Source organism: Acidovorax sp. MR-S7 (assembly GCF_000400995.2).
In the GTDB taxonomy this organism is placed as follows: Bacteria; Pseudomonadota; Gammaproteobacteria; order Burkholderiales; family Burkholderiaceae_C; genus MR-S7.
Genome location: NZ_DF238893.1, coordinates 103,064 through 115,151 on the forward strand (window position 1 = coordinate 103,064; position 12,088 = coordinate 115,151).

Annotated in this window: 10 protein-coding genes and 1 riboswitch; of the genes, 6 read left to right on the forward strand and 4 right to left on the reverse strand. The window is 69.8% G+C overall.

The genetic code is table 11. The annotated features are described in order from the left end of the window. Positions 1–163 precede the first annotated feature (163 nt). Positions 164–2,890, reverse strand: coding sequence for a methionine synthase (gene metH, locus AVS7_RS01560; RefSeq protein WP_024000778.1), 2,727 nt, complete (start codon positions 2,888–2,890; stop codon positions 164–166). A gap of 29 nt (positions 2,891–2,919) precedes the next feature. Beyond that, a riboswitch (S-adenosyl-L-homocysteine riboswitch) is annotated at positions 2,920–3,002 on the reverse strand. A 90-nt stretch (positions 3,003–3,092) separates the two neighbouring features. Between metH and AVS7_RS01565 the strand changes: the two genes are divergently transcribed. Further along, on the forward strand, positions 3,093–3,830 hold the full coding sequence (locus tag AVS7_RS01565; protein ID WP_024000779.1) for a hypothetical protein: 738 nt from the start codon (positions 3,093–3,095) through the stop codon (positions 3,828–3,830). Positions 3,831–3,832: 2 nt separating this feature from the next. On the opposite strand, the gene AVS7_RS01570 is transcribed toward AVS7_RS01565, so the two are convergent. Together AVS7_RS01570 and AVS7_RS01575 are read right to left on the reverse strand one after the other, a co-directional pair. Then, positions 3,833–4,561 carry a hypothetical protein gene (locus tag AVS7_RS01570; protein ID WP_020226754.1) on the reverse strand — a complete coding sequence of 243 codons (729 nt, stop codon included), beginning with the start codon at positions 4,559–4,561 and terminating at the stop codon, positions 3,833–3,835. A 42-nt stretch (positions 4,562–4,603) separates the two neighbouring features. After that, the gene (locus AVS7_RS01575; protein WP_020226755.1) at positions 4,604–5,986 is read right to left on the reverse strand and encodes a sigma-54-dependent Fis family transcriptional regulator; all 1,383 of its coding nucleotides are present in this window, start codon (positions 5,984–5,986) and stop codon (positions 4,604–4,606) included. Positions 5,987–6,186: 200 nt separating this feature from the next. Here AVS7_RS01575 and petA point away from each other — a divergent pair, with 200 nt between their 5' ends. Then, complete coding sequence (gene petA, locus AVS7_RS01580; RefSeq protein WP_020226756.1) at positions 6,187–6,789, forward strand: ubiquinol-cytochrome c reductase iron-sulfur subunit; 603 nt, start codon at positions 6,187–6,189, stop codon at positions 6,787–6,789. Positions 6,790–6,821: 32 nt separating this feature from the next. Continuing rightward, positions 6,822–8,225: a cytochrome c oxidase accessory protein CcoG gene (gene ccoG / locus AVS7_RS01585; RefSeq protein ID WP_020226757.1), complete on the forward strand. Its 1,404-nt coding sequence runs from the start codon at positions 6,822–6,824 to the stop codon at positions 8,223–8,225. 63 nt (positions 8,226–8,288) lie between these two features. On the opposite strand, the gene AVS7_RS01590 is transcribed toward ccoG, so the two are convergent. Then, positions 8,289–8,753, reverse strand: coding sequence for a PACE efflux transporter (locus AVS7_RS01590; protein WP_020226758.1), 465 nt, complete (start codon positions 8,751–8,753; stop codon positions 8,289–8,291). A 71-nt stretch (positions 8,754–8,824) separates the two neighbouring features. On the opposite strand from AVS7_RS01590, the gene AVS7_RS01595 reads away from it, so the two are divergent. The 3 genes from AVS7_RS01595 to AVS7_RS01605 all read left to right on the forward strand — a co-directional run bounded on the left by AVS7_RS01595 (position 8,825) and on the right by AVS7_RS01605 (position 12,084). After that, a complete protein-coding gene (locus AVS7_RS01595) occupies positions 8,825–9,718 on the forward strand; it encodes a LysR family transcriptional regulator (RefSeq protein ID WP_020226759.1) in 894 nt (297 codons plus the stop codon). A gap of 4 nt (positions 9,719–9,722) precedes the next feature. Then, positions 9,723–10,592 (forward strand): polyphosphate--nucleotide phosphotransferase, encoded by an 870-nt coding sequence (locus AVS7_RS01600; RefSeq protein WP_020226760.1) that lies wholly within the window; start codon positions 9,723–9,725, stop codon positions 10,590–10,592. Between the two features lie 187 nt (positions 10,593–10,779). Then, positions 10,780–12,084 (forward strand): Glu/Leu/Phe/Val dehydrogenase, encoded by a 1,305-nt coding sequence (locus AVS7_RS01605; protein WP_020226761.1) that lies wholly within the window; start codon positions 10,780–10,782, stop codon positions 12,082–12,084. Positions 12,085–12,088 lie beyond the last annotated feature (4 nt).

Genomic DNA, 12,088 nt, shown 5'->3' on the forward strand with positions numbered 1-12,088 from the left:
TACACTTGCCTCCACATATTTCACTGGGATATGCGCTCTGTCCGCTAACAAGCTGAAAGATGCACCAAATGGAAAGCCCCGCATGCGGGGCTTTCGTCTTTTAAGCATTTTTCGCCTCTCGCGCTTGTCCAGCAAGCGCAGGCAGCTATGCTTTATATAGTATTCAGAGGTTCGGCGCCAGCCGCCGCCGCAGTTCCTCCACCTCCATGCCACGCCGCACGGCCATGTCCTCCACTTGGTCCTCGCCGATCTGGCCCACGTTGAAGTACGTGGCGTCGGGGTGGCCCAGGTAGAAGCCGCTGACGCTGGACGCCGGGAACATCGCCATGCTCTCGGTGAGCTGCATGCCGATCTCGCCCGCAGCCAGTACCTTGAACAGGTCGATCTTGGCCGTGTGGTCGGGGCAGGCGGGGTAGCCAGGCGCGGGGCGCACGCCCCGGTACTTTTCCTTGATGAGGTCTTCGTTGCTCAGGTCTTCATCGGCCGCGTAGCCCCACAGGTCCTTGCGCACGCGCTCGTGCAGGCATTCGGCGAAGGCTTCGGCCAGGCGGTCAGCCAGGCCCTTGAACATGATGTTGCTGTAGTCGTCGAGCGCGCCCTGGAATTCCTTTTCCTTCTTCTCGGCGCCGATGCCGGCCGTCACGGCGAAGAGGCCGGCGTAGTCGGGCGTGCCTGCGGGCGCGACGAAGTCGGCCAGGCAGCGACTGGGGCGCAGCCGGCCTTCGGCGTCCACCTGCTTCTCGGTCTGCTGGCGCAGGCCGTACCAGGTCATCAGTTCGGTGGTGCGCGACTCGTCGGCGTAGAAGACGATGTCGTCGCCCACGCGGTTGGCGGGGTACAGGGCCATGACACCGTTGGCCGTGAGCCAGCGGCCTTCGATGATTTTCTTGAGCATGGCCTGGCCGTCGGCGAGCACCTTGCGCGCTTCCTCGCCGACGATTTCGTCGTCGAGGATCGCGGGGTACGGCCCGGCCAGGTCCCAGGTCTGGAAGAACGGGCCCCAGTCGATGTAGCGGGCCAGCTCCGCCAAGTCGAAATTCCTGAACACGCGCCGGCCCAGCGCGCGTGGCACCACCGGCGCGTAGTCCAGCCGCGTGGCGTTCTCGCGCGCCTTGGCGATGGGCCACAGCGGCACCTTCTTGCGCTTGGCGTGCAGTTCGCGCACGTGGTCGTAGTCGGCCTGCACCTCGGCCAGGTAGCCGTCCTTGTTCTCGCCGAGCAGGCTCTGCGCCACGCTCACGCTGCGCGAGGCATCGGGCACGTAGACCACGGGGCCTTCGTACTTGGGTGCGATCTTCACGGCGGTGTGCACGCGCGAGCAGGTGGCGCCGCCGATCAAGAGGGGGATCTTCTTGATGCGGAAGTACTCGTCCTTGTCCATCTCGCCGGCCACGTACTGCATCTCCTCGAGGCTCGGCGTGATGAGGCCCGACAGGCCGATGATGTCCGCCCCCTCGGCCTTGGCGCGCGCCAATATCTCGTGGCAGGGCACCATCACGCCCATGTTGATGACCTCGAAGTTGTTGCACTGCAGAACCACGGTGACGATGTTCTTGCCGATGTCGTGCACGTCGCCCTTGACGGTGGCGATGACGATCTTGCCCTTGCTCGACACGTCCAGGCCCGCGGCTTCCTGCTGGCGCTTCTCTTCCTCGATGTAGGGGATCAGGTGGGCCACGGCCTGCTTCATCACGCGCGCGCTCTTGACCACCTGGGGCAGGAACATCTTGCCCGCGCCGAACAGGTCGCCGACGATGTTCATGCCGTCCATCAGCGGGCCCTCGATCACGTGCAGCGGGCGGCCGCCGCCCTTGACGACGATGGCCTGGTACGCCTCCTCGGTGTCCTCGACGATGAAGTCGGTGATGCCGTGCACCAGCGCGTGCGACAGCCGCTCGCCCACGCTCTTGGGGTGCTCGGGCGTGCCGCGCCATTCGAATTTCTTGCTGTCGTCCTTGGCGGCGCCCTTGGCGGCCTCGGCGATCTCCAGCAGGCGCTCGGCCGCGTCGGGTCGGCGGTTGAGCACCACGTCTTCCACGCGCTCGCGCAGCTCGGGGTCGAGGTCGTCGTAGACGCCGACCATGCCCGCATTGACGATGCCCATGTCCATGCCCGCTGAAATAGCGTGGTAGAGGAACACGGTGTGGATGGCCTCGCGCACCGGGTCGTTGCCGCGGAAGCTGAAAGACACGTTGGACACGCCGCCGCTCACCTTGGCGCCGGGCAGGTTCTGCTTGATCCAGCGCGTGGCCTCGATGAACTCCACGGCGTAGTTGTTGTGTTCCTCGATGCCGGTGGCGACGGCGAAGATGTTGGGGTCGAAGATGATGTCCTCGGGCGCAAAGCCCACCTCATCAACCAGCACGCGGTAGGCGCGCTCGCAGATCTCGATCTTGCGCGCGTAGGTGTCGGCCTGGCCCTGCTCGTCGAAGGCCATGACGACGGCAGCGGCGCCGTAGCGCTTGACCAGGCGGGCCTCGTGCTTGAACTTCTCGATGCCCTCCTTCATGCTGATCGAGTTGACGATGCCCTTGCCCTGGATGCAGCGCAGCCCGGCCTCGATCACCTCCCACTTGGACGAGTCCACCATCACCGGCACCTTGGCGATGTCGGGCTCCGACGCGATGAGGTTCAGGAAGCGCACCATGGCGGCCTTGCTGTCGAGCATGGCCTCGTCCATGTTCACGTCGATGACCTGGGCGCCGTTCTCCACCTGCTGGCGCGCCACCGACAGCGCTTCCTCGTACTGCTCGTTGAGAATCATGCGCGCGAAGGCCTTGGAGCCGGTGACGTTGGTGCGCTCGCCCACGTTGACGAACAGCGTGCCCTCGCCGATGAAGACGGGCTCCAGGCCGGAGAGTTTCATGGGGGGGACGAGGGCAGCGGACATCGGACTCACCTGTGCAAATGGTTCGGGGGGACAGGTGAGCGTCGTTGCGAACGGGGGACGGCCCCAAGCCTGACGGGCCGGTGGACGGCCCGCTGCAACGCTCCTTGGGGGAAAGGGCGATTTTACCGGCTGATCTTGTTACATTGCGCGACAGGATCAGGCGCAGGGCCTTTTCCCCGACACCGACAAGAAGAGGACAACGATGTTTCGATGGACACGATATGCGGGCGCGGCCATGGCGCTCGCGCTGGCGGCGGGCTGCGGCGGTGGCGACGACGATGACGGCTACGTGCTGCCGCCCACGCCCAAGGTCACCGGCGCCGAGGGCTTCTGGGCCGGCAAGGCCTCCACCGGCTACGACGTGGCCCTGGCCATCCTCGACAACGGCGACACCTGGGGCGTGTATGCCCGCGATGGCGTGATCCACGGCGCGGTGCACGGCACCACCATCTCGGCCGACGGGCGCCTGCGCGGCTCCGGCGCGCAGTTCGACCTCGCCGGCAACACCGTGGCCTCGCGCGCCTACGAGGGCACCTACGCCACACAGAAGGACATCCAGATCGGGTTCGGCTTCGATGCGTTCTCGGGCACCTACAGCGCCGCCTACGAGCAGCCCGCGTCCCTCGCCCAGCTGGCGGGCACCTACCGGGGCATGGGCGTGAGCACCGGCGCGGCGAACATGCCGGTGACGCTGTCGATCTCCGCGAACGGCGCCGTGGCCACCGAGCCCATGCAGGGATGCACGGCCCAGGGCTCGGCAGCGCCGCGCCCGGGCGGCAAGAACATCTTCGACCTGCGCATCGCATTCGCGGGCGACGCCTGCGCGCTGGGCCACGGGGCCATCGCCACGGGCGTGGCGTACTACGACAGCGGACGCCTGATGGCCGTGGGCCTGCTGCCCTCGCAGATCCAGGGCTTCGCCTTCCTGGGCGGCAAGTAACGCTACCGCACCGGCAGGAACTGCATGAACGTGCCGCCCGCCAGCCCCTGCACATAGCCGATGACGGCGCGGCGGTACTTCTCCGTGGTGACCTGCGCCAGCAGGTCCACGCGCGCGATGATCTTGCCGAACTCGCGCTCGTAACTCAGGTTGCGCTCGGCGGCGCTGATCTCGTCGGCCAGCAGCAGCGGCGCGCCCGTGGCGGCACGGCGCTGCGCGAGCATCCACACGGCGACCTCCAGGTTGCGCGCGGCGTTGTAGAGGTGCTGCGCGTCCTGGCCGTCGACCAGGTAGAACTCGGTCTTGCCGCCATGGGCGGTGATGAGCATGTCGGCCACGGCGTAGATGAAGCCCGCCACGCGGTCGCCCGTGAAGTCGGGCGAGAGGGCCAGGGCCAGCGCGTCGATGTCGCGGCGCTGCTGCAGCGCGGGCCAGCCGCTGCGCTGGGCGATGGCGGCGCGCAGCTGCGCCACGGCCTGGTCGCGGCTGGCGGCGCCGCCCTTGCGCCACTCGGCCGGGTTGCGGCGGTAGAGCTTGTCGGCCAGGCGGTGGAGGCTTTCCAGGTTCTCGCGCATGGCCACGGTCGCCACGCGGTTCATGTCGGACTGCCCCCATTCCTGCATGCTGGCGTCCGCGCCCTTGACCTCGCCTTTGTGCGTGGGCGCGGGCGTGCCGCAGGCGGCCAGCAGCAGGGCGGCGGCGGTGGCGAGGGTGAGGCGGCGGGCGTGCATCTGGGCCGCATTATGGCCAAATCGGCCTGCAGCCCTTGTCCATCAAGCGCGACCAGCTATCATTTTTTCACATTCTTCCTGCTCCAGCGCGCGCAGGCGGCGGTACAGCGTACGGGGGCTGACGCCCAGCGCCCGCGCCTGCTCGCGGCGCGTGGCCGCGTGGGTGGGGGCGCCGGGCTGCAGCGCGGCGCGCAGGGCCGCGTTCTCGATGCCGCGCAGCGTGGCCCGCATGGCGGGGGCGGCGGGCGCGGGGGCGGGACTGTCGAACCCGAGGGCGCGCTCGACGGTCTGCGCGGTGACCACGGGGCCGTCGGTCAGCAGCGCGGCGCGCTCCAGCACGTTGCGCAGTTCGCGCACGTTGCCGGGGAAGGGGTGCTGGGCCAGGCGCCGCTGGGCCGCGGGCGCCAGCGCCAGGCGCCGGCCGGGAGCGACGCGCTCCAGCAGCGACGCCGCCAGCAGGGGAATGTCCTGCACGCGCTCGCGCAGCGCGGGCAGCCGGATGGGGAAGGTGCTCAGGCGGTAGTACAGGTCTTCGCGGAAGCGCCCCTCGGCCACCAGCGCGCGCAGGTCGCGGTGGGTGGCGGCGACGAGGCGGATGTCCGCGCGGCGCAGCTCGGTCTGGCCCACGCGGCGGTAGGTGCCGCTTTCCAGCAGGCGCAGCAGCTTGACCTGCATGGTGAGAGGAATATCGCCCACCTCGTCGAGGAACAGCGTGCCGCCGTGCGCGGCTTCGACCAGCCCGGCGCGGGCGGCGTGCGCACCGGTGAAGGCGCCGCGCTCGTGGCCGAACAGCTCGCTCTCGAACAGCGTCTCGGGCAGGCTGGCGCAGTCCACCACCACCAGGGGGCGCGCGGCGCGGGCGCTGGCCTCGTGCACGGCGCGGGCGGCCAGCTCCTTGCCGGTGCCCGATTCGCCCAGCAGCAGCACGCTGGCCTGCGAGGGGCCAACGCGCGCGATCAGCTCCAGCAGCGCCTGGAAGGGCGCGCTGCGGCCGATCATGCCCGGCGCACCGGAGCGGCCCTGGGCGATGCGCAGCGGCTCCATCTTCTCCACGAAGTAGCGCGGCTCGCCGTCCGCGCCGCGCAGGGGGACCAGCTCGATCTGCACGTATTCCTCGCCGCCCGGCGTGTGGTGCAGGTGCAGCACGCGCTCGCGCTGGCCGCTGTGCAGCGAGCGCGCGAGCGGGCAGGCCTCGCCCGCCTGGTCGCAGGGCACGGCCGAGTGGTGCGACACCGCGTGGCAGGTGCGTCCCACCACGGGCGCTCCCTGGGCGAACTGGCCGCGGTAGGCGGCGTTGGCGGCCACGATGCGGTAGGCGCGGTCGAACAGGATGTGGGGCTCGGGCTGGGCCTCCAGCCAGGAGGCCAGCAGGGACGGCAGCGCCGCCGGGGGCGCGTCGTCGGGCAGGGAAGGGGCGGTGGTCACGGGCGCTGCGGCGGGAGTGGAAGTGCCATAGGGTGACGCCAGTGGCAGCGATGGCACTTGACTGGCATCAAACCTCGTGCGCGCCGCAAGCGTAAGCGCCTGTCGGCATTGGTTTTTTTCTGCCGCTCCGGCACGGCGGGCGCTGGCACGGGTCTTGATGTGCAACAGGGCCTATCCCCGCCTTGCATTGGAGTTCCGCCATGTCCGCACCCGCCCTGCCGCCCGACGCCCAACGGCGCACCCTGATCCACGCCACCGCCGCAGCGGGCGGCGCCGCCGCCGTGGCGGCGGCCGTGCCCTTCGTCTCCAGCCTGGCGCCCAGCGAGCGGGCGCGCTCCATGGGCGCGGCGGTGGAGGTGGACATCGCCGCCCTGCAGCCCGGCGAGATGCTGACGGTAGAGTGGCGCGGCAAGCCGGTCTGGGTGGTGCGGCGCACGCCCGCCATGCTGCAGTCGCTGCAGGGGCACGACGGCGAGTTGGCCGACCCCGCCTCCGCCAAGGACCAGCAGCCGCCCTATGCGCGCAACGCGCACCGCTCCACCCGGCCGGAGGTGTTCGTGGCCGTCGGCATCTGCACGCACCTGGGCTGCTCGCCCACGCAGGTGCCCGAGGGCGCGCCCCAGGCGACCCTGCTGGGCGCGGGCTGGCCCGGCGGGTTCTTCTGCCCCTGCCACGGCTCCACCTTCGACAACGCCGGCCGCGTGTACCGCAACAAGCCCGCGCCCACCAACCTGGAAGTGCCGCCGCACCGCTTCCTGAGCGCCACGCGCCTGCTCATCGGCGAGGACGGCGACGCCGCCTGAGCCACGCCCCACCACAACAACAACGATCCGCCATGCCCACGCCCCAGACCTCCACGCCCGCCGCACACGACGGCTACATCGACCTGTACGAGGCCAAGAAGAAGATCTACCCCCGCGCCATCGGCGGCCTGTTCACGCGCTGGCGCTGGGCGCTGGTGTGGCTCACGCAAATCGTGTTCTACGGCCTGCCGTGGTTCCAGTGGGGCGGGCGGCAGATGGTGCTGTTCGACCTGGGCGCGCGGCGCTTCTACCTGTTCGGGCTGGTGCTCTACCCGCAGGACTTCATCTATCTCACGGGCCTGCTCATCATCTCGGCGCTGTCGCTGTTCCTGTTCACCGCCGTGGCCGGGCGCCTGTGGTGCGGCTTCGCCTGCCCGCAGACGGTCTACACCGAGATCTTCCTGTGGATCGAGCGCCGCATCGAGGGCGACCGCAGCGCCCGCATGCGGCTGGACCGCAGCCCCTGGAGCCTGGACAAGCTCTGGCGCAAGGCGCTCAAGCAGGCGGCGTGGATCGCCGTGGCGCTGTGGACCGGCTTCACCTTCGTGGGCTACTTCGTGCCCATCCGCCAGCTCGCGCCGCAGCTGCTGGCCCTGCAGGGCACGTGGCAGATCTTCTGGGTGGGCTTCTACGGCTTCGCCACCTATGGTTTCGCGGGCCACATGCGCGAGCAGGTGTGCAAGTACATGTGCCCCTACGCGCGCTTCCAGAGCGCGATGTTCGACAAGGACACGCTCATCGTCACCTACGACACCCCCCGCGGCGAGCCGCGCGGCGCGCGCGGCAAGAAGGCGCCGGCGCAGGGCCTGGGCGACTGCATCGACTGCGGGCTGTGCGTGCAGGTCTGCCCCACGGGCATCGACATCCGCGGCGGGCTGCAGTACGAGTGCATCGGCTGCGGCATGTGCGTGGATGCGTGCAACTCGGTCATGGACAAGGTGCATCTCCCCCGCGGCCTGGTGCGCTACGCCACGCAGAACGGCATGCGCCAGGCCTGGAGCAGCGCACAGATGCTGCGCCGCGTGCTGCGCCCGCGCGTGCTGGTCTACAGCACGGTGCTGCTGGCGCTGTGCATCGCCATGCTGGCCAGCCTGGCCACGCGCACCCCGCTCAAGGTGGACGTGGTGCGCGACCGCGCGGCCCTGGCGCGGCTGGTGGAGGGCGGGCAGATCGAGAACATCTACCGCCTGCAGGTGATGAACGCCACCGAGGGACCCCGGCGCTACCGCATCGAGGCGCAGGGGTTGCCGCAGGTGCGGGTGGCCTCGGAGCCCGAGGTGGATGTGGGCCCCGCCGAGTCGCGCTGGGTGCCGGTGCGGCTGCGCGCGCCCTACGGCGCGGCGCCGGCAGGGTCGCACGCCGTGCGCTTCGAGGTGCGGGAGGTGGACGGCACGGCGCAGGTGTCGGAAAAGTCCGTGTTCCTCGTGCCCCGCTGATCAAGCATCGAATGCGGCCCCAGCGCTTGACAGACAAGCGCTGGCAGCTATGGAAACAGGAGCCTACGAGGCCGCGGCCACCGCCTGGGCCGAGGCCGGCAGACCGAAGACGCGGTCGAACGACCAGTTGAACACGTAGGTGTAGACCAGGAAGAACAGCAGCAGCCCGGCCTCCATCAGCGTGGCCTCCCACAGGCCCACGCCGAACCACCACGCCATCAGCGGGATCAGCACCAGCGCCAGCCCGCCCTCGAAGCCCACCGCGTGCACCACCCGGCGCAGCACGGAGCGGCCCTTGACACGCTGGCGCGCCTCCCACTTCTCGAACAGCGTGTTGAAGCTCACGTTCCAGACGATGGCGATGACGGACGCGGCCACCGCCATCGCGCCGGAAGCGCCCGCGCCCTGGCCGATGGCCATGAACAGCAGGCTGGAGACGGCGATGGCGATCAGCTCGTACAGCGCCACGAAAACCACCCGGCGCTTGGCGCCCTGCAGGCCGGTGGCCTGTGTTGTTGTTGCATTCATGCCGCGCAGTGTATGCGTTGAAAATTGAAGAAAAAAGTCATCTTCTTTCAGATTATTTGATAGATTGCGCCATGGCCTTCACCTCCGACAGCGCGCAGGTCTTCCTGGCCGTGCTCGACCACGGCTCCTTCTCCGCGGCCGCGCGGGCGCTCTCGCGCGTGCCCTCGGCCGTCAGCATGGCCATGGCCCACCTGGAGGCCGAGCTGGACCTGCCCCTGTTCGACCGCGCCGGCCGCGAACCCCGCCCCACCCCGGCGGCGCGCGCGCTGGAGCCCCAGGCGCGGCTGCTGGCAGCGCAGCTGCAGCAGCTCAACGCGCAGGCGCTGGCGCTGCACCAGGGGCTGGAGGAGCGGCTGACGCTGGCCATCGCCCCCGAGCTGCTCGCCGCCCCCTGGCACGGCCCGCTGGCCACGCTGGCGCAGGAGCACCCGCTGCTGCAGGTGGAGGTGCTGGCCGCGCCGCAGGCCGACGCGCTGGCCATGCTGCACGCCGGGCGCGCGCAGCTCGCGCTGGTGTTCGAGCGGCCCAGCATGGACGGGCGCGAGGGCTTCCAGGAAGTGGGCAGCGAAACGCTGGTAGCCGTCATGTCCCCACGCCACCCGCTGCTGGCCGCCGGCACGCCGCTGCGCGAGGAGCACCTGACCGGCACGCGCCAGATCGTGGTGGCCGGGCGCGACCTGGCGCAGACCGACCCGCGCTTCGTCTTCGCGCGCCACCACTGGCGCACCGACAACCACCTGGCCGCGCTGGGCCTGATCGAGGCCGGCCTGGGCTGGGGCTGGCAGCCGCGCGCGCTGGTGCAGCCGCGCATCGCCGCCGGCACGCTGGCCGAGCTGCCCCTGGCCAACCTGACCAACGGCGTGGAGCTGTGGGTGGACGTGGTCTGGTCCAAGGAGCGGCCGCTGGGCCTGGGCGCGCAGCGCTTCGTGGCGCTGATGGCGCCACACGCGAGCGGGCCACAATAGCCCCATGCCCTCCTCCCTCCTCTTCCCCTTCGACATCGCCGACCGCACGCTGGCGCAGCGCTGGCAGCCGTGGCAGCCCCCGCTGAACGGGCAGGGCCAGGACTTCCGCCTGAAGGCCCTCGACCCCGGCGCCAAGCCCTTCTCCGGCGGCGACAAGGCGCAGGACAAGGCCCGCGTGGAGGAGCTGGCGCTGGAGCTGGACGCACTGCAGAACCTGCTGTACGCCGACAAGCGCTTCAAGCTACTGGTGGTGCTGCAAGGCATGGATACGGCCGGCAAGGACGGCACGGTGCGCGGCGTGTTCGGCCGCATGAGCGCCCTGGGCGTGCACGCCGTGGGCTGGAAGGCGCCCACGGAGCTGGAGCGCGCGCACGACTACCTGTGGCGCATCCACCAGCAGGTGCCCGGCGCGGGCGAGCTGACGGTGTTCAACCGCAGCCACTACGAGGACGTGCTGGTGCCCGTGGTGGGCGGCTGGATCACGCCCGCGCAGCAGCGCCAGCGCTTCGCGCACATCAACGACTTCGAACGCATGCTGTCCGAGACCGGCACGGTGATCGTGAAGTTCATGCTGCACATCAGCAAGGACGAGCAGCGCCAGCGCCTGCAGGAGCGCCTGGACGACCCGGCCAAGCACTGGAAGTTCGACCAGGGCGACATCGCCGTGCGCAAGCAGTGGGACGACTACCAGCGCGCCTACGAGCAGCTGCTGCCCGCCACCCACACGCCCTGGGCGCCGTGGACCGTCGTGCCGGCCGACTCCAAGACCCACCGCAACCTGATGGTCGCCACGCTGCTGCGCGCCGTGCTGCAACGCCTGGACCTGCGCTACCCGCCGGGCGACCCGGCGCTGGACGGCATCCGCATCCAATAACAGCCAAAACCGGCTCCAGCGCTTATCCAGCAAGCGCTAGCAGCTCTTTTTTCAGGAGCAAACCGCCCGCATGGCGTCCGCCGAATCCATGCACGCCGTGCATGCCATCGAAACAGGGCGGCGTTGGACAGCGCTCGGGGGCAGGCATACAGTGGCCGGCTGACAGATTTCCCACAAGGACCCTCCCATGTCATCCACCACCCCGACCTCCCTGCCCACCCACGCCCTGCCCTCGTACCTGCAGGCCGACCACCTCGGCCCCTGGGGCATCTACCTGCAGCAGGTGGACCGCGTGACGCCCTACCTGGGCGGCCTGGCACGCTGGGTGGAAACGCTCAAGCGCCCCAAGCGCGCGCTGATCGTGGACGTGCCCATCGAGATGGACGACGGCACCATCGCCCACTTCGAGGGCTACCGCGTGCAGCACAACACCAGCCGCGGCCCGGGCAAGGGCGGCGTGCGCTTCCACCAGGACGTGACGCTGTCCGAGGTGATGGCCCTGTCGGCCTGGATGAGCATCAAGAACGCGGCGGTGAACGTGCCCTACGGCGGCGCAAAGGGCGGCATCCGCGTCGATCCGCGCAAGCTCTCCAAGGGCGAGCTGGAGCGCCTCACGCGCCGCTACACCAGCGAGATCGGCATCATCATCGGCCCCTCCAAGGACATTCCCGCGCCCGACGTGAACACCAACGGCCAGATCATGGCCTGGATGATGGACACCTATTCCATGAACGTGGGCAGCACCGCCACCGGCGTGGTCACCGGCAAGCCGGTGGACCTGGGCGGCTCGCTGGGCCGCGTGGAAGCCACGGGCCGCGGCGTGTTCACCGTGGGCGTGGAGGCGGCACGGCTCACGGGCCTGTCCATCGAGGGCGCGCGCGTGGCCGTGCAGGGCTTCGGCAACGTGGGCGGCACGGCGGGCAAGCTGTTCGCCGAGGCGGGCGCGAAGATCGTCGCGGTGCAGGACCACACCGGCACGGTGGCCAACGACAAGGGGCTGGACGTGCCTGCGCTGCTGGCGCATGTGAAGGAGCACGGCGGCGTGGGCGGCTTCGCGGGCGGCACCCGCATGGCGGACGCGGATTTTTGGGGCGTGGCGTGCGACATCCTGATCCCCGCCGCGCTGGAGGGCCAGATCACCCAGGACAACGCCGGCCGCATCCAGGCCAAGATGGTCATCGAGGGCGCCAACGGCCCCACCACGCCCGAGGCCGACGACATCCTCCACGACAAGGGCGTGCTCGTGGTGCCCGACGTGATCGCCAACGCCGGCGGCGTGACGGTGAGCTACTTCGAGTGGGTGCAGGACTTCTCCAGCTTCTTCTGGACCGAGGACGAGATCAACGCCCGCCTCGTGCGCATCATGCAGGAGGCCTTCGCGGGCGTGTGGCACGTGGCACAGGAGCACAAGGTGAGCTTGCGCACGGCCACCTTCATCGTGGCCTGCAAGCGCATCCTGCATGCGCGCGAGATGCGCGGCCTGTATCCCTGAAGCC

Bases quoted from the DNA above. Each gene is read 5' to 3' on its own strand.
- metH (WP_024000778.1), bottom strand. From the start codon at position 2,890: ATGTCCGCTGCCCTCGTCCCCCCCATGAAACTCTCCGGCCTGGAGCCC.
- AVS7_RS01565 (WP_024000779.1), top strand. From the start codon at position 3,093: ATGTTTCGATGGACACGATATGCGGGCGCGGCCATGGCGCTCGCGCTG.
- AVS7_RS01570 (WP_020226754.1), bottom strand. From the start codon at position 4,561: ATGCACGCCCGCCGCCTCACCCTCGCCACCGCCGCCGCCCTGCTGCTG.
- petA (WP_020226756.1), top strand. From the start codon at position 6,187: ATGTCCGCACCCGCCCTGCCGCCCGACGCCCAACGGCGCACCCTGATC.
- ccoG (WP_020226757.1), top strand. From the start codon at position 6,822: ATGCCCACGCCCCAGACCTCCACGCCCGCCGCACACGACGGCTACATC.
- AVS7_RS01590 (WP_020226758.1), bottom strand. From the start codon at position 8,753: ATGAATGCAACAACAACACAGGCCACCGGCCTGCAGGGCGCCAAGCGC.
- AVS7_RS01595 (WP_020226759.1), top strand. From the start codon at position 8,825: ATGGCCTTCACCTCCGACAGCGCGCAGGTCTTCCTGGCCGTGCTCGAC.
- AVS7_RS01600 (WP_020226760.1), top strand. From the start codon at position 9,723: ATGCCCTCCTCCCTCCTCTTCCCCTTCGACATCGCCGACCGCACGCTG.
- AVS7_RS01605 (WP_020226761.1), top strand. From the start codon at position 10,780: ATGTCATCCACCACCCCGACCTCCCTGCCCACCCACGCCCTGCCCTCG.